General features: G+C 39.5%; 14 protein-coding genes. 11 read left to right on the plus strand and 3 right to left on the minus strand.

The window, feature by feature from the left end; all coding sequences use genetic code 11:
- The first annotated feature begins 6 nt into the window (after nt 1–6).
- Nucleotides 7–441, plus strand: coding sequence for an FKBP-type peptidyl-prolyl cis-trans isomerase (locus tag H5203_RS02685; RefSeq protein ID WP_182761407.1), 435 nt, complete (start codon nt 7–9; stop codon nt 439–441).
- 98 nt (nt 442–539) lie between these two features.
- Here H5203_RS02685 and H5203_RS02690 read toward each other — a convergent pair whose 3' ends face one another.
- On the minus strand, nt 540–1,550 hold the full coding sequence (locus tag H5203_RS02690; RefSeq protein WP_149980056.1) for an arabinan endo-1,5-alpha-L-arabinosidase: 1,011 nt from the start codon (nt 1,548–1,550) through the stop codon (nt 540–542).
- 102 nt (nt 1,551–1,652) lie between these two features.
- On the opposite strand from H5203_RS02690, the gene H5203_RS02695 reads away from it, so the two are divergent.
- Nucleotides 1,653–2,681, plus strand: a complete 1,029-nt coding sequence (locus H5203_RS02695; protein WP_182819338.1) for a family 43 glycosylhydrolase — start codon at nt 1,653–1,655, stop codon at nt 2,679–2,681.
- Between the two features lie 58 nt (nt 2,682–2,739).
- Here the strand turns inward: H5203_RS02695 and H5203_RS02700 are convergent, their stop codons facing one another.
- The gene (locus H5203_RS02700) at nt 2,740–5,994 is read right to left on the minus strand and encodes a glycoside hydrolase family 88 protein (protein ID WP_259401896.1); all 3,255 of its coding nucleotides are present in this window, start codon (nt 5,992–5,994) and stop codon (nt 2,740–2,742) included.
- 124 nt (nt 5,995–6,118) lie between these two features.
- Entirely contained in the window at nt 6,119–7,747 is a 1,629-nt protein-coding gene (locus H5203_RS02705) for a sodium:solute symporter (protein WP_182819339.1), read from the minus strand.
- 247 nt (nt 7,748–7,994) lie between these two features.
- On the opposite strand from H5203_RS02705, the gene H5203_RS02710 reads away from it, so the two are divergent.
- The 9 genes from H5203_RS02710 (at nt 7,995) to cas7e (ending at nt 16,924) form a co-directional block, all read left to right on the plus strand.
- On the plus strand, nt 7,995–8,726 hold the full coding sequence (locus tag H5203_RS02710; RefSeq protein ID WP_145234132.1) for a FadR/GntR family transcriptional regulator: 732 nt from the start codon (nt 7,995–7,997) through the stop codon (nt 8,724–8,726).
- A gap of 41 nt (nt 8,727–8,767) precedes the next feature.
- Nucleotides 8,768–9,547, plus strand: coding sequence for an SDR family NAD(P)-dependent oxidoreductase (locus H5203_RS02715; RefSeq protein WP_149980061.1), 780 nt, complete (start codon nt 8,768–8,770; stop codon nt 9,545–9,547).
- Between the two features lie 100 nt (nt 9,548–9,647).
- On the plus strand, nt 9,648–10,355 hold the full coding sequence (locus H5203_RS02720; protein WP_145234128.1) for a sulfite exporter TauE/SafE family protein: 708 nt from the start codon (nt 9,648–9,650) through the stop codon (nt 10,353–10,355).
- A gap of 39 nt (nt 10,356–10,394) precedes the next feature.
- A complete protein-coding gene (locus H5203_RS02725; protein WP_145234126.1) occupies nt 10,395–11,270 on the plus strand; it encodes an SMP-30/gluconolactonase/LRE family protein in 876 nt (291 codons plus the stop codon).
- 174 nt (nt 11,271–11,444) lie between these two features.
- A complete protein-coding gene (locus H5203_RS02730) occupies nt 11,445–12,308 on the plus strand; it encodes a WYL domain-containing protein (protein ID WP_145234124.1) in 864 nt (287 codons plus the stop codon).
- 131 nt (nt 12,309–12,439) lie between these two features.
- The gene (cas3, locus tag H5203_RS02735) at nt 12,440–14,848 is read left to right on the plus strand and encodes a CRISPR-associated helicase/endonuclease Cas3 (RefSeq protein ID WP_182761399.1); all 2,409 of its coding nucleotides are present in this window, start codon (nt 12,440–12,442) and stop codon (nt 14,846–14,848) included.
- Between the two features lie 27 nt (nt 14,849–14,875).
- A complete protein-coding gene (gene cas6e, locus H5203_RS02740) occupies nt 14,876–15,421 on the plus strand; it encodes a type I-E CRISPR-associated protein Cas6/Cse3/CasE (protein WP_145234122.1) in 546 nt (181 codons plus the stop codon).
- A 13-nt stretch (nt 15,422–15,434) separates the two neighbouring features.
- Nucleotides 15,435–15,851, plus strand: coding sequence for a type I-E CRISPR-associated protein Cse2/CasB (locus H5203_RS02745; RefSeq protein WP_145234120.1), 417 nt, complete (start codon nt 15,435–15,437; stop codon nt 15,849–15,851).
- Nucleotides 15,852–15,898: 47 nt separating this feature from the next.
- Nucleotides 15,899–16,924 carry a type I-E CRISPR-associated protein Cas7/Cse4/CasC gene (cas7e, locus tag H5203_RS02750; RefSeq protein ID WP_145234118.1) on the plus strand — a complete coding sequence of 342 codons (1,026 nt, stop codon included), beginning with the start codon at nt 15,899–15,901 and terminating at the stop codon, nt 16,922–16,924.
- Nucleotides 16,925–16,942 lie beyond the last annotated feature (18 nt).

Genomic DNA, 16,942 nt, shown 5'->3' on the forward strand with positions numbered 1-16,942 from the left:
ACGAGTATGAGTTTACAGCATTATGACGATGTGCATTCTAAAGTGAGTGTTCGGCGCTACCCGCTCGCAGAGCAATACATAACACAGCCTGGTGTGCATGTAACCGGCTCGGGTTTAATGTATCGAATTATTGAACTGGGAAGTGGCGAACCACCTTCATGGGATGCTACTGTTAAGGTGCAGCAACGCGTGATGACTGCAACAGGGCATGTGCTTTATGATACGCGGCAAATCGAGCAAGTGGCTGAGTATGAGATAGCAGAAGCAATTGAAGGTTTGCAAGAAGCACTCATGCTGATGCCTAAAGGCAGCCGTTATGAACTTTTGATTTTACCGCATCTAGCCTACGATATTTACAGTGTGGCACTGAATGAATCTTTAGCGACAAGCAGTGAGCAGCTTATTTTTATGGATATTAAACTCATTGATTTTAGCGAGTAATATTGGTGCTAGAGCAGTAATTCTTGTGTTAATAATGCGATATATCAAAACAAAAAACCTGCAAAAAATGCAGGTTTTTTAGTGGCTGTTCTTAAGTGTTACTTCTCAATCAGCTTAGTGGTGCGCTTGTTTAGATCTTTGCTATCAACTACTGGCCAGTTATCGTCCCAAGTCATCGGTAGAATACGTAATTTTTGTAAACCGTTATCAGCCGTTTCGTAAGCATGAAGTACTAAGTAATCTTTACCGTCAAAGGTATAAGCGGCATTATGACCAAGCGCTACCCAGTCTTTATTACCTTCGATCACCAGCGAACCACCGCCATTATTTAAGTCACGGCCTTCTTTATCAAGGTATGGGCCTTCTACGTTTTTACTGCGCCCTACACGGACATTGTAAGTGCTGTCTAAACCTTGGCAGCATTTATCAAACGACACAAATAGGTAGTAATAGCCATTCTTTTTAAAGATATATGGTGCTTCTACAGGTCCGTGTTCAGTGTTAGGGCGTGCTGAAATGCTATGCCATTCTTGTGGTTGTGCCAAACGTACCATATCATCGTCAAGTTTCACTAATTTAAGACCGCCCCAAAACGAACCAAAGCTCATCCATGGTGTACCATTGTCATCTTCAACAATCGCTGGATCTATGGCATTCCAGTTATCACGCTCAGGCACAGACTGTATAACTATACCGTGATCTATCCATTTATAATCTGGTGATTTAGGATCTAGAGTTTCGTTAACCGTTACACCGATCGCCGAGGTGTTTTTACCAAACGCAGACACAGAATAATAAAGGTAAAACTTGCCATCTTTTTGGTATACATCCGGCGCCCAAAGGTGGCCACCAAAGTCACTGGCAACTCGTTTTGCCCAGCTCGGCTCGTCTTTAAATACGCGCCCGGTAAGCTGCCAATTTTTCATGTCTTTGGATTCGTAATACGTGATCCCCATACCCGTGCTAAAGACGTAATAGGTATCGCCTTCTTTGGTCATTACAGGGTCGTGTACTTCAACTTGTTTAGCCATGGTATTACTTGCTAAACAAAGTAATGTGCTTGCACCGAGCAGTTTACATGTATGAGCGAACTTTTTTGCGTGTTTCATAGTTGCCTACCTTTTTATTTTAATCATTAAACTTATCAGCTACTATAATATATGTAATACAATATTAACAATGGAAATTAAACTATAAAAATAGGAAATACCATGGCCAAGAATCTGATTGCCACTGCAATTGTAAGCGTACTTAGTATGTCATGCTTTTACAGTGTTGCAGAGGCAAATAATAGCCCAACATTAATGCCAATTGATAACCCGATTGTTTTGCAACGCGCTGATCCTTGGTTGGTCCGCGATGAAAAAACCGGTTGTTATACCTTTATTGGTACATCCCCTAAGTTTGACGAAATTGAATTACGTCAAGCTTGTAGACTTAATGACTTGAAACTAGCAGAGCCAAAAGTGATTTGGCATAAAAATGAAAAAGGCCCAATGAGTACCAATATTTGGGCACCAGAGCTACATAAAGTTGATGGCAGTTGGTATATTCATTTTGCAGCGGGTGATGTAGAAAAGCCGTTTAGTATTCGTATGTTTGTGCTTAAAAATGACAACAAAAATCCGATGAAGGGCCAATGGCAAGAAATGGGGCAATTAAAAACCCACCTTGATAGTTTTTCGTTGGATGCCACAACATTTAGCCACAACGGCAAACGCTATTTAGTTTGGGCACAACAAAACCAACCCGCAACGTACAACTCTGCATTGTGGATTGCACAAATGGACTCACCAACATCGATAAAAGAGCCAATAGTTAATATTTCAGAGCCAACACTTGATTGGGAAATTCAAGGCTATAAGGTGAATGAAGGTGCAGCAGTCATTAAGCATGGCAATAAAGTCATGTTAACTTATTCTGCCAGTGCCACCGATGATCGCTATGCAATGGGCTTGTTATGGGCCGATGCAGATGCTGATTTACTCGACCCCGCAAGCTGGCATAAAAAGCCACAGCCAATTTTTGCAAGTAACGAAAAAGTAGGGCGCTTTGGTCCAGGTCACAATAGTTTTGTAAAAGCAGAGGACGGTGTTACAGACTTATTAATTTACCACAGCCGTGATTATAAAGAGCTTAAAGGAACACCGTTAACAGATCCAAATCGCCATGCGCGAGCGCGTATAATAAAGTGGGATGACCAAGGATTTCCTATTCTTTCGCCAGAGTTTCCGGACTAATTATAGAGCTGATAATAAAAAAGGAGCCTGTGGCTCCTTTTTAATGAATTAGGGCTGATTACTCAACAATAATCCCTACAGCATCTAAATAATAGTCTGTCCAACTATTATATTGCCCTTGTAACCACATAATCACTTTATGTTGATCAGAGTTGACTATCATAGGGCGTAAATTTTCATTGTGCTTATCATGTGTTAACTGCTGCCACTGAATACTTTTAGTATCATCATCAAGCCCAATGTGTGCGCTAAATATTTGATGCGGCATTGATAAAGACTCACCTGTCGTAGGATTTACATTACTTGAAATAACCACGTGAGAAGGGTCGCTAGGATCCACAGTGATTAAGCCTGTATAGCTGGCTTCACGGTCATATAAACGGCTTCCTGCAAACGCAACTTCACGGTCATGCCATTTTTTGCCATCCCAAGATGCAATACGATAGCGCTGATCTTGATTATTTAAATAATAAGTATAAGCAACGTGTGGATAGCCTTTATCATCAAATGCTACTGAGCTGGTCCAAGCGCTTTTTTCAACACTTAAATCAACACCGCGGAAGGTTCCGCCGCCACCTTGAAATAATTTCTCTGCTTCGGAGGGTTTTAGCGGACCTTCCTTTTTCAGGTTTTTAATCAATGTGCCATCCACGTTATAGAAATTACCATCTCGAAACTCAGAATAATAAATGCTGTTACCAAAATCACGCGGATGAGCGTCAGTAAATGACAAACCTATGGTGTCTTTGCCATTCCCTGCATAGCGTGCATACGGTCTTTGTACGCCTGGGACTTCATTTTGAATGAGATGAACATGTTCATCGCTCCAGGTAGCACCATCGTCTTTTGATGTAACATACGTTGGATTCCAATCAATACCGCGATAAAGGTTATAAAGTGTTCCTTCATCGGATAAGTCATATAAGTTCATGTAGGTTACGTTGGCAGGACTTTGTATCGTTTTCTCTTCGCCCCAATTTAAAAAATTGTCAGAATTTGAAATACGGTAGTAATGTGCTTTTTCACTATTATGACGTGCGTAAACGGTTAATACACTGCCATCAGGACGCGCATAAAAAACCGGTGAGTTATGATCATCATGGTCAAATTCAGTTTTTAATGTGGTACGACCGAGTAGTTGCTTTTTATCAAGGTCGTAGACACCTACCGCAGCGTCACCCACACCATTGCCAGCAACGCTACCGATAATTAGTTTACCGTTTTGGATAATGGCGCGGGGATCTTGAAACCAACACCACCCTGCATTATGCATTAACGTTTGAATTGTATTGTGAGCGACGTGTTTTTTTGGTTTTTCATCTTCAAGTAGTTTATACACTTCACTACCGGCTGCTAAAAATGCTCCAACACCATACACTTCAGTGTAATCTGGAAATGAATCTCCAGGAGCTGCGCCTACAGGCTGTACGAAGGCGAGCATGCCTTCAGCGGTGACTGAATTTTGCAGCGCTTGCCATGCTTTCATTAACGCTGGACGGTAAGTGACTTTATCTAAGTAACCTTGGTTGATACCCCATGCAATACCATATGCATAAAACGACGTACCGCTGGTTTCTTTTATTGGGTAACCTTCGGTTCCACCTAATAATCCCATTGACCATGTGCCATCTTCACGTTGGATTTCAATTAAACGTGCCGCCATTTTTTTATACAAATTAATGTAAAAATCGCGCTTTTCCCAAGTAACTGGTAAGTCAGGTATCATCAAAGCTAATCCACCAAATACCCAGCCATTGCCACGAGCCCAAAAAACGTCTTCGCCATTTTTTTCGTGTTTATCAAAGAAACTAGAATCACGCCAAAATAGCTGATCTTTCTCACTCCACAATAGGTCATACGTGGCGTGGTACTCTTGATCCATAAAGTCTAAGTATTTTTCTTCACCGGTAATTTTAGCTAAACGTGCCCATACAGGCGGTGCCATAAATAATGCATCACACCAGCCCCAACGATCATGGGCATGAGTATTTTCGGCAAGCCAATCAAGTGTGCCGGTTTTTGGGTGAGCCAAAATCCAATCAAATTGCTTACGTGTTGGTTCAAGCATTTCTGGTTGGTGGAAGTCTTCGTATAAAGACAGATAAAATTGACCTACCGTTTGATCATCGGCGTGATAAGGGCGCTGGTGAAGTTTCCAGTCATTTCGCTGACCAATTTCCATTAAAAAGTTTGTATATTTATCATCATCAGCAATTTTACGCCATTCGTTCATACCCGCGTAAAGGGCACCATGATGCCACTCTAAATCATGATATTGCTCGCGATTCATCCACTGTGGTGGTTTGCGTGGCAGCGCGCGGTATTTACCTTCTTCGTCAAAATGTGCAATTTGCCAGTCTGCTACTTTTTTCGTTAATGACTTTACAGATTCTGCGGTTACTTGTTTGTTTTTATCTTTGGCTAAATAGTTACTCGCATAATCTTGCCATTGTTTGAAGGTTGTTATATCACCCGCTTTTGACCAAGCAAAACCAGCATAATAGGTAATTTCACCCGCTTTATTCGTTTGCGCAACAAGCAGTGCATGCGAACGATCTTTCTTATCACTTTGTTGTAAAATATAGTGAGTGTGGGTAAATTTAGGTAATAGTACAGATGTACCCACTTGGCTACCGTCAATGGTTTCCCACGTTGTTATTGCATCACCTTCAGAGTTTACATGTGTTTGTGCTTTACCTTCATGGGTAGTGACACCCACAGCAACTTTAAGTTGAATGGGTTGACCATTGTGCGTAAATTGGCTGTGTACTTTATAAAATTGGCTACCTTTTTCAAGTGTGTAGCGTTTTTTCTCGGTGATGTCTTTATCGTTATACTGGTAAGTGAGCTCAAAAACGACTTTATCAGCGGTTTTTTCTATTATTGAATAATCAGTATACACATTGGGCTGTATCAGTCTGTCGCTTTTATCGGCATTTTCATCCCATAGGGCCATTGAGCCACAGCCTAATGAATTACCAACATGATAAGGGTCGTAACCTTCACCATGATCTTCATGATAAGAGATACCTTCTCGTTCTCCTTTATACCATTTATTAATAATTGGGTAATCAACCCGTTTAAGCCAGCAGTCAGTACCGTTGTTTTCAGCAGAGTCTGTTAAAGCAGGCCCATAAACGCGAAAGGCAACCTTATCATTTTCAAACGCAAAGTCGTCCATACGCTCAGGAACAAAGCGTGCTTCTACACTTTTTTGGGGAATTATTGAGGAGCAGCTACTGAGTAATACTAGAGAACTTATAGATGCAATTTTAAGCAGAGTGTTCATCATCACCACTTTATGATTGTTCATTAATTGGCACTGAGGCTAACAACACGAGAGGAAGCTAGGTAGCCTGATTAATGAGTGTCTTTATCTGTGTGCAAAAAAGGGAGTGATAACACTCCCTATAAACGTGGGAACAACTAATTAAGTTTTACCAGAAGCGGTAGTAAATAAACGCAGTGATACCGATGATCCCCGCAGTATGAATGTAATCCCACTTATCTAATCCGGCAGCCACTTCTTTTAAAGTATCTTTGCCGATACTTGAGAAGGTTAAGCCTTTAAGCTGCTCTTCACTGGCGGGTTTAGTGAAAAAACTCACCACAATCATTATCACTACCACCACTACAAACAGTAAAATACAGTAGTAAAGCCAATTCATGTCGGTGATCCACGCAAGCGGTGTACCGCTGATAGCATCTTTGAAAGGCAATAGTACTAATCTGATCATACCTAACACAAACCCAGACACTAAACCGATAAAACCAGCATCAGGAGTAAAACGTTTACTGCATATACCTAGCAAGAACACGGCGGCAATACCTGGGGCTATTAACGATTGAACGCTTTGTAAGTACTCATAAAGTACATCAGCAATTAAGCTCATAATGGGGATCCACAATAAGCCTAAAATAACAATTGCAACGGTTGCTAAGCGGCCAACTTTTAACAGATGCTTTTCGCTCGATTCGGGTTTGAATTTTTTATAGAAATCGATAGTAAATAACGTCGCTGATGAGTTAAATAACGACGCTAACGAGCTCATTAATGCGGCCACTAAACCACCAATTACGATGCCTTTGACGCCGGATGGGAGTAACTCGGCAACCAATGTGGGAAACGCTTGGTCCGCACTGTCATAACTAATAACGCCTTTAACTTTTAGTGCATAGGCAATCATGCCCGGTACTAAAAAGATAAAAATAGGTAATAGCTTTAAGTAACCTGCAAACATAGTACCGCGACGAGCTTCTTTAATGCCTTTCGCCGACAGTACCCGTTGTACAATATATTGGTCTGTACACCAGTACCAAAAACCAATGATAAATGAACCAAATACGATCCCCGGCCACGGAAACTCGGTATCTGAGGCACTGCGAATTAAATGCATGTTCATATCGTTTATGCGTTCAACTTCAGACCACCCGCCGACTTTATCCAAACCGACAACTAAGATCACCACAGAGCCAATAATAAGTACTGGCGTTTGTAAAACAGAGGTCCACATGATGGCTTTCATACCCCCGAGTACAGTATAGATACCGGTGATCACTACTAAAGCAATGGCTGAGATCCAGAAGAAATCAATGCCCCAAATGCTTTCAATTCCTAAAATAGTCTTAAAAGCGATGCCGCCAGCATAAACAGTCACTGCTACTTTAGTCAGTACATAACTGATCAAGGAAATAACCGATAAAAAAGTGCGTGATTTTGAATTATAGCGACGCTCTAAAAACTCCGGCATGGTATATACTTTACTGCTCCAGTAAAAAGGCACAAACACCCAACCAAGTAATAAAATAATCCAAGATTGCATTTCCCAGTGGGCTAATGCCATGCCTGATTGTGCACCTGCACCAGATAAACCAACGAGGTGTTCTGAGCCAATATTCGAGGCAAAAATTGACGCACCAATAACTAACCAACTCGCATTACGCCCAGCTAAAAAATAATCTGTAGTATCTTCTTCTTTTTGTCTCATCGAGACGACGACAACGGCTAATAACAAAACAAAAAATCCCGCTAACACTAGCCAGTCGAGTGTACTTAATTCGATCATCTTTAATTCCATCTAAGCCCGGAGATCAATCCGGATTATTTGTGTGTATAAAAATATTATAATACAAATTAGGCGAATGAAAGAGATTTGTTAAAAATTAGTAATGCTTTAAATTTTTATGTTTTCAGCAATTACACAGTTCAAACAGCGGAAAAAAGTATTTACAGTAGCATTGTCAAAGATTTGCCTGATGACGCGGTAAGGTTATAGTAGTATCATAGAATAAGTATTTTTAAAGGAACTGTTTATGGCACGCATTGAAAATTTAAATTTGTCGCAACAGGTAACCAATGAGTTAGGTAAAGCCATTATTAATGGTCATTACACTGCTGAAACGGGTTTACCTACTGAAGCAAAATTATGTGAAGAGTATGGCATTAGTCGTACTGCTATTCGTGAAGCAGTAAAAATGCTTGCTGCCAAAGGGCTTATTTCATCGCGCCCACGCCAAGGCATCCGCGTTGAACCAGCAAACACATGGAATTTATACGACACCAGCGTATTAAAATGGTTGCTCGATAGTAGCCCGACCTTATATGTGTTAAAAGAATTTTTACAAGTACGCTTAGCTATTGAACCGCAAGCAGCGGCACTTGCAGCAAGACGTGCTGATAAAGGCGCAATTGCAGAGATTGCGATTGCAGTTGAAAAAATGCAAGCGGCGGCTGATGCCTCCGATGGCGAAATCCATGAAAGTGATTTAGCTTTTCATACCGCAATTTTGTTTGCCAGCGGTAATCGTTTTTTCTTTCAATTGCGTGATTTTATTTGTACTGCTCTTAACGTTAGTATTCAGCATACAACACCCGCGAAAGGTAATAAAAAAGCCATTGCGGATGAACACTTTAAAGTGTATCAAGCAATTTTAAATGGTGAGCCTGAGCGCGCTAAAAACATGATGACGTATATGATTGACGAAGCTATGTCATTTATTGAAAAAGAAATAGCTGAAAAAGAGTCACAAAACGAATCGAAATAACCATGTTTTGTTAATGAATTATCTTAATACTTAAGGAAATCATGCCAGTCTCAACATCACACACAACAAGTTATCCAAGTCTCGCTGGTAAAAGTGTTTTTATTACCGGCGGTGCAACAGGGATCGGTGAAGTCATGGTAAAGCGCTTTTGTCAGCAGCATGCAAAAGTAACTTTTATTGATATTGCCAAACAGCAAGGTGAGCAATTGTGTAGCCAGTTAGCTGGCCAGTATCGCTTTGATCCGCAGTATATTTACTGTGATCTTCGTGACATTGAACAATTAAAAGCCGCTATTGAAACAACGGGCAAAACACAAGGTGAGATCAGCGTATTGATCAACAATGCCGCTGACGATACTCGCCACGTTGCCGATACCATGAGTGTTGAATACTGGGATGATAAGTTAGCCGTTAATTTACGGCCTTGTTTTTTTTCGGCGCAAGCTGTTGCCCCGCAAATGCAGCGAATTGGTGGTGGTAGTATTATTAATATGGGGTCAGTGAGTTGGCGTATTAAGCAAACTGGCATGCCTGCTTACACCACGGCAAAAGCTGGGATCGAAGGACTAACCCGTTCATTAGCTGCGACTTATGGTAAAGATAATATTCGTATTAACACCTTAGTACCTGGCTGGGTGATGACCGAACGGCAAATAACGCATTGGTTAACTCCAGATATGATTGAAGATGTTAGACATAATCAATGTATAAATGAAACATTACAGGCGGATGATATTGTTAATGCCGCATTATTTTTAGCCGCAGACGACAGTAAAATGATGACCGCACAATCACTTGTTGTTGATGCTGGTTGGACTTAAAATTCAGTAAAAAAAATTTACCTAACGCCAATGATATTATAATATTAGGATATTCTTGTCTGTAAATTAGTCAAACCTAGTTAAATAAGGTAGAAACGCGTTGCCCGATATCGTATTAGTTTATTTTATATTAATAATAGGCGCATGCTTGCAATGCGTGATTGGGTTTGGTCTTGGCTTATTGTGCGCACCTATTTTATACTGGCTTATGCCAGAGTTAGTGCCAGGGCCAATGATTTTAAATGCTTTATTACTCACCTCAATTCTTGCCATAAAGCACCGTGGCGCAATAGATCTAAAGCAAACCGGCTATTCAATTTTTGGTGGCGCCGTAGGAGTGTTAATTGCTGCAGCGGTAATGTTGCATGTTGATCCCCATCAGTATCGTATTTTACTCGGTTGTTGTTTACTAATTGCAGTTGCGTTATCACTTACAGGTTGGTCGCCTAAGCTTACCTTTATCTCTAATGTACTGGCATCACTAGCATCCGGTTTTATTGGTACTACCACATCCGCAGGCGGCGCTCCGATGGGACTACTTTATCAAGCGCAAAATAAAGATAAAATCAAAGCTAACTTAAGTATTTTCTTCGTGTTTATTAATTTATTTGGGATCACTGCGCTGCTGCTTACGGGCACCGCTGACTCTAATGACTTACTGCTATTTATTGAATGCTTACCCGCCATTTTAATTGGTTGGGGGCTTTCATACTTGTTAAATAATACAATTAATGAACAAGCCACGCGTATTTTAATTATTATTGTGGCGACTTTTTCAGGGCTGGCACTGATTTTCTTTCAACGTTAAAATAGCGCAATAAACTCACATGCTGTTTTAAGGTAAATAATGGCGATTAACTCGATTAAAATGATCATTCCTTGCCAATGTTTACTTGGCGAAGGGCCATATTACAGCGCATCGCTAAAGTGTTTATTTTGGGTCGATATTTTAGACAAACTACTTTACCGTTTTGATTGCCAGCAACAAACAGTGTGCCGTTACCCGATGGAGCAGGCTATTTGTTGGATAATGGAAACCACCGAACAGCGTTTAATCGCAGGTTTTGAGCGCGGCATTTATTACCTTGATAACAACACGTTCCAACCTAGTGAGTTGTATCCACTGGCTACTCTTGCAGTAAATAACCGTTTAAATGATGCCAAAACCGACCGCAACGGGCATGTGTTTTTCGGCACTATGGATAAACATGAACAACACAATACTGGGGCGTTGTATCGCTTTGGTCAGCAACAAACGCCAACCATTGTTGATAGCAATTATGTGATCAGTAATGGCCCTGCAATAAGTAAAAACGGCCGTATTTTATATTCAACAGAATCATCCACCCGCACTATTTATCAATTTGATTTAAATGAGCAAGGTGAGCTTAGCAATAAGCGAGTATTTGTAAAATTTGACGAGACAATGGGCTTTCCCGATGGCATGACAGTCGATAACGACAATCACTTGTGGGTCGCGTCTTGGAATGGCCACGGCCTTTATCGTTTTTGTGAAAATGGCACTATCGTGCATTTTTATCGACTTCCCGCACCTAGGATCACCAGCCTCACTTTTTTTGGCGATGATCTAACAACCGTCGCCGTTACCTCCGCCCGTACTGGCCTAGAACCTGAGATACTAAAACAATACCCCTACAGCGGCGCCGTATTTATTTTAACGGCAAACGTCAAAGGGATCGCAGAAAGCCCAGCACAACTGTAATTAAGTAGATCGCAAATAAACGATGTGTGCACTTGTCATTAGAGGCCGCACTCGAAAGAATGTTTAATTTTTGACCTACAACAAGCCGTTCAGGCAGAAAAGGAATTCTGCTTGTAATCAATGGTTTTTCTGATAACTTAAAATAACAATAAAAAATAATAGTGCAGGGAACGCATGGTTGAAACAACCGATCAAAATAGCCAGCCACTTAACTACAATATCCAACAACGCTTTCATTTTATAGAGCTCATTATTCAATGGGAAGGACGCCTGACAACCAATCATTTGCAGCAGCATTTTGGTGTAAGTCGTTCTAATGCATCCCAGTTGATTCAAGATTATTTAGCGCTCAACCCACACAGTTTAATTTACAACAACTCGCTAAAAGGGTATCAAGCAAGCGATAATTTTATACCCAAGTTTAAGCAGCTGGATCTAACCAATTACTTAAAAACCACACAAGCGAGTATGCAAGATCAAAGTAAGTATCTTACATGGCTAAACTCACCACTTGCACCCATACAACCAGATAAAGTAAGAGGCGTTTTACAAGCGCTGAAACAAAAGTTACGTGTTGATGTTGGTTATGCATCCATTGCTAGCCCAGAATTCGAATCAAGAATTATCAGCCCACATAATTTAGTGTTTGATGGTACTCGTTGGCATGTTCGAGCCTACTGTGAAAAAAACCAAGACTTTCGAGATTTTGTATTAACCCGTTTTAGTGGCGAATATGAATTTGAAGGCGCCGCCCAATTTGACCAAAAACACGACACATTATGGCAAACTCACCTCAACGTAATAATAGAACCTGATCCGCGTTTAGCCCAAAACAAAGCGCGTATTATTGCGCTCGATCACCAAATGCAATTGCAGCCCAATGGCCGATATCAGCGCACTCTAAAAATACGAGCAGCTTTATTACTTTACCTTTTAAAACAATTAGGTGTTGTTAGTTATCACGTTAATCCTGAAGCGCAACAAATCATATTAAGTCCTGAATGCTTAGCCCAGTTACAGCCTTATTTACCTCGTTGATTTAAATCAACTGACTATAAAATAACGAATAAAAGAATATGTACAACTAAGCGACAGGTGATAAATGTACAGTGTTGTTGAATTAACCTAGTAAGCGTAGGGTTTGATAAAACCCGTTAAGGAATAGAGTGATGTCGATACCAAGTTATTTTAAATATTGGGGAAAAGCGAAAAAAGATCCGTTACAAAGTGGCGCTGATTATCATTTATTACCTTATCATTGTTTGGATGTGGCAGCGGTTGCTGACATTTGGTTAACTGAATCTCGCACTTTGCTAAAGCAAATTGCTATACAAATTAACTGCCTGGAATCAGATGCTAAAGCAATAATATTGTTTTATGTTCTACTGCATGATTTGGGAAAATTTGATGCTCGATTTCAAAACTATGTAGAAGAAATAAGAGTTCAGTTACAAGGCGAAGAGTTTGAGGTTGAGCCTGAAAAATACGCACATGGCTCGCATGGTTATCTTCACTTTATGAAGTCTTACGGCCATAACGAGGCAATGAAAGCTGTAGCCGGTCATCATGGTTATTGTGATACATCGATTGACCGTAATTTAGCTGAACCTGACGCTGATGAAGAATTAGTTGAGTTAGATAAAGTTGCACGAAAAGAATGGATTGAATTTTGTTTGGCTTGGACAGGTTTAACAGAAATTCCAGATATCGGCGATATTCCAATGTTAGCTGGTTTATGCAGTGTTGCCGATTGGATTGGTTCTTCAATCACTAGTTTTAAAACTAAAGTTGAGGATTTAAATGAATATTATCAGTGCACTTTACCACGAGCTAAACAAGCGTTAATTGAAGCGGGTGTATTAAATAAGTTAAATGGTGCAGGTTTTGAATATTTATTCTCACCATACCAACCTCGCGGTATACAAACCCTATTGAATGATATGCCATTAGAAACAGGTTTAACTATTGTTGAATCTGATACTGGCTCAGGAAAAACAGAATTTGCATTAGCTTATGCATCTATGTTGATAGAGAAAAATTTAGCAGATGGAATTGTTTTTGGTTTACCCACTCAAGCAACCGCTAATGGTTTATTTGAACGCATAGGTGAAGCTGCTAGTAAGTTATTTCCAGATAGCACACTTACATTGGCGCATAGTAAATCTAAATACTTAATACCAGATGAAAATGGATTTTTACATCAATCAAGCAAAAGAGCTTTTTTAGGTTCTTTGTCAGTTGCAACCGTTGATCAAATATTAATGGGGGTGTTGGGTATTAAGCACCAGTTTATCCGTTCATTTGGTACTAGAAAGTCGGTCCTTATTTTAGATGAAATCCATAGTTTCGATGCTTATATGTACGCTTTAATAGAACGTGTGTTACAAGGGCAACATCAAGCGTATTCTAGTGTCATATTACTTTCTGCAACTTTGCCTTTGTCATTAAAAACTAAATTGGTTAAGCCGTACTCAGGTAAAGTCAGCAGTATTGAGTATCCACTGGTCACTCATGTTGGTATGGATGGAAAAACCCAAGAAATTGATTTGAAACAACCCATAGCACGAAAAAAAGTTTATTTAGAAAATTGGCTGTCCAATGACTTATTGCCAACTGCAGAACAACAACAAAGCTTAATTGAACACGCAAAAAATGGTGCAGTTATCGGTGTTATTTGTAATACCGTGCATGATGCACAAAATTTATATCAACAGTTAAAATCTCAAATTAATACCGAAGATGAACCATTAGAAATAGATTTATTACATGCCCGTTATACCTTTTCAGATAGAGCCAGAATAGAAAAGCAAATTTTAGATATTTATGGTAAACATGCTGGCCGTCAAGGCCGTATTTTAGTTGCGACGCAAGTGGTAGAACAATCCCTTGATTTAGATTTTGATCTTTTGGTGAGTCAAATAGCCCCCATTGAATTTTTAATGCAGCGTATGGGCAGACTATGGCGTCACGACCGTATAAATACCGAGTTAAGCCCTCGCAGTACACGTATAAAACAACCTACTTTTATTACCTTACTCCCAGATCAACCAATATCTAGTTGGAAAACGCATTATCAAGGTAGTGGTTTTGTTTACCGTAATATCCGCGTTTTATATCGTACAAATCAATACCTGAATAAAAACTCTAAGCTTACTTTTCCAGATTGTTACCGTGACGCTATCGAGTATGTTCACAATGAACAAGCATATACGGAAGAACCAGAAGAGTTACTCTCCTTATTTGAAAGTTATCAACAAGAACAAGATGGTTCTGCTTATACCGCCAAAATGTATAGCGTTCTCGATTCAAAACCATTAAATGATGTTGACCCACGCTGCGCTTTATTAACCCGTGAAGGTGAAATGACCGCAACCGTTGTATTGCTTAACGAACAAGGTGAATTATGGCATGGCGGTGATTATCAAGAGCAACAAGACAGAGAGTTAAGTACTGTAGCAATTGCAAAAAAACATGCAAAAGGCAAACAGGATCCTGATTTATATTGTGTAAAAGCGATTGTTAATCATGACATTAATTACAGTGAATTAGGGGTATTTTTGCCTCTAAAGAATGAATAATAAGATTAAATATTCTAGGGAGAAGGTATGTACATATCCATAGTTGCACTAAAAGCGACCGACAGTTATGAACAGCATCAGGCTATTTGGAGTTTGTTTCCCAATACCCCTGAACGTCGGCGAGATCATTTATTTCGAGTAGAAAATACAATGGCAACGGGTGAAGTGACGGTGTTGCTGCAATCGGCCACAGAGCCGGTCAGTAGCGAAGAATCTAACGTTTTACAAAGTAAACCATTTAATCCAACGGTGGAAAATGAAGAGTTCTATAAATTTAAATTAGTTGCTTATCCTACTAAATGTATTAGCCAAGGTAAGAAAGTGATTGAAATAAAAAATGAGAACGAACAAATCGCTTGGCTGCATCGAAAACTCTCTGGGGCAAATGTCACCGTTACAGCACTTGATAGTTTTTTAGTGAAAAACAAAAAGAGCTTTAATAATCGCTTTGTTTGTTTTGAAGGGGTTTTACAAATTACTAATGCTGATCAAATTTATCAGGCGCTGGTTATGGGTATTGGCCGACAAAAACATGCTGGTGCCGGTTTATTATCTTTAGCGAAAGCAAGTTAACTTAGGGGAATTTATGTATCAACGTATTTATAACGCTTACAGTAGTTTAAGCAAAGGTGACCAAGCGGAGCTGAAAAGATGCAATCTAAGCAAGCTAGCAAATTGCCCTGCTTACTTTAGAGTTTTGAGGTTTTCTGGTGCTAAAGATACTACGCAAACACAACGTATTTTATTTTTGATGACATCAATTGATGTTTCTCAAGAAAGTGAAGCGCAATCTGTAGCTCTTGCTCTTTTAAAAGCAGGCGTAAAAGAGTCACAAATTATTCAAATAACCCGCAGCGGTGACAATGCAATTGAGTATTTAAAACGTCAATTAGTGCGTTGTAAACAAGTGCAATTAGAAAGCTTAGGGAAGTTAGCACAATTTTGGGGTGAAAACTCCCGCCGCCAACTTTTAAAAGAATTTATTTTAGCAGAACAAGATTAATCTTATTCAAATTTAAGTATTTAAAAAATTTTAAAAAGGACATTCAAATGACAACTTTTATTAATATCCATGCGTTAATTTCTCATCCATCATCAATGATGAACCGTGATGATTCGGGCTTACAAAAAACTGCCGTATTCGGTGGAACAATCAGAAGTCGCATATCAAGTCAGTGTTTAAAAAGAGCAATTCGCCAAAGTGATCTATACAAAGAAAATGTTGAAGAACTATCAATTAGAACGAACAAGTTTGATGATTTATTCGCTTTGTGTATTAAAGAATTGCCTGAATTTGAAGCTAAATTAATTGAAGACGTTTTAGAAAATATGGGCTCAAAAGTAAAAACTGAAACGAACAAAGAAACAAAAGAAAAACTCCGTTTTTTTGATGCGGTACAACCTTACTCTATTGGAGCGATCAGAGAAGCTATTAATATGGTTCAAGCAGGAACTGAATTAAAAGATTTAAAGAAAATCGTTCAAATACCCACTATAGATGTTGCACTATCGGGAAGAATGGACGCAAGTTGCCCTGAACGTAATGTTGAAGCAGCAATGAGCGTAGCACATAGCTTAACAACTCATAGCGCAGATATTGAAGTTGATTGGTTTACAGCGTGTGATGATTTGGCTGAACAAGGCTCTGGTCATATTGGCACCCATGAATTTAGCTCTGGCGTGTTTTATCGTTATGCTTCAATAGATGTGGAGCTTTTAGCAAAAAATACCAAAAAAACGGTCAGCGAAACTAAACACATTGTAAATACAATAGTAAATTGCTTTGCTCAAGTCTCACCATCAGCTAAACAGAAAACATTTGCAGCACACAATAAAGCTGATTTCGTTTTATGTACAAGTTCAAATCAACCTCTGTCATTAGCAAATGCATTTAGGAAGCCGATCAAAAATACCGGTGAAGTCATGGAAGAATCAATAAAAGCCTTAGTATCTCATTACGAAATGTTAGTTGATGGCTACGAATTACAATCACAAGCCAAAGCATTCGATTTAACTCAAACAGCATTGAGTGAAAAAATAACCTTAGTCAGTAAAATTAGTGAGTTAACGTTTTAATTAGTTTCACAACATGGG

The sequence above is a fragment of the Pseudoalteromonas sp. SG41-1 genome, assembly GCF_014164575.1.
GTDB classification, from domain to species: domain Bacteria; phylum Pseudomonadota; class Gammaproteobacteria; order Enterobacterales; family Alteromonadaceae; genus Pseudoalteromonas; species Pseudoalteromonas rhizosphaerae.

Bases quoted from the DNA above. Each gene is read 5' to 3' on its own strand.
- H5203_RS02705 (WP_182819339.1), bottom strand. From the start codon at position 7,747: ATGATCGAATTAAGTACACTCGACTGGCTAGTGTTAGCGGGATTTTTT.
- H5203_RS02685 (WP_182761407.1), top strand. From the start codon at position 7: ATGAGTTTACAGCATTATGACGATGTGCATTCTAAAGTGAGTGTTCGG.
- H5203_RS02730 (WP_145234124.1), top strand. From the start codon at position 11,445: ATGGTTGAAACAACCGATCAAAATAGCCAGCCACTTAACTACAATATC.
- H5203_RS02690 (WP_149980056.1), bottom strand. From the start codon at position 1,550: ATGAAACACGCAAAAAAGTTCGCTCATACATGTAAACTGCTCGGTGCA.
- H5203_RS02745 (WP_145234120.1), top strand. From the start codon at position 15,435: ATGTATCAACGTATTTATAACGCTTACAGTAGTTTAAGCAAAGGTGAC.
- H5203_RS02710 (WP_145234132.1), top strand. From the start codon at position 7,995: ATGGCACGCATTGAAAATTTAAATTTGTCGCAACAGGTAACCAATGAG.
- cas6e (WP_145234122.1), top strand. From the start codon at position 14,876: ATGTACATATCCATAGTTGCACTAAAAGCGACCGACAGTTATGAACAG.
- cas3 (WP_182761399.1), top strand. From the start codon at position 12,440: ATGTCGATACCAAGTTATTTTAAATATTGGGGAAAAGCGAAAAAAGAT.
- H5203_RS02695 (WP_182819338.1), top strand. From the start codon at position 1,653: ATGGCCAAGAATCTGATTGCCACTGCAATTGTAAGCGTACTTAGTATG.
- cas7e (WP_145234118.1), top strand. From the start codon at position 15,899: ATGACAACTTTTATTAATATCCATGCGTTAATTTCTCATCCATCATCA.
- H5203_RS02725 (WP_145234126.1), top strand. From the start codon at position 10,395: ATGGCGATTAACTCGATTAAAATGATCATTCCTTGCCAATGTTTACTT.
- H5203_RS02700 (WP_259401896.1), bottom strand. From the start codon at position 5,994: ATGAACAATCATAAAGTGGTGATGATGAACACTCTGCTTAAAATTGCA.
- H5203_RS02715 (WP_149980061.1), top strand. From the start codon at position 8,768: ATGCCAGTCTCAACATCACACACAACAAGTTATCCAAGTCTCGCTGGT.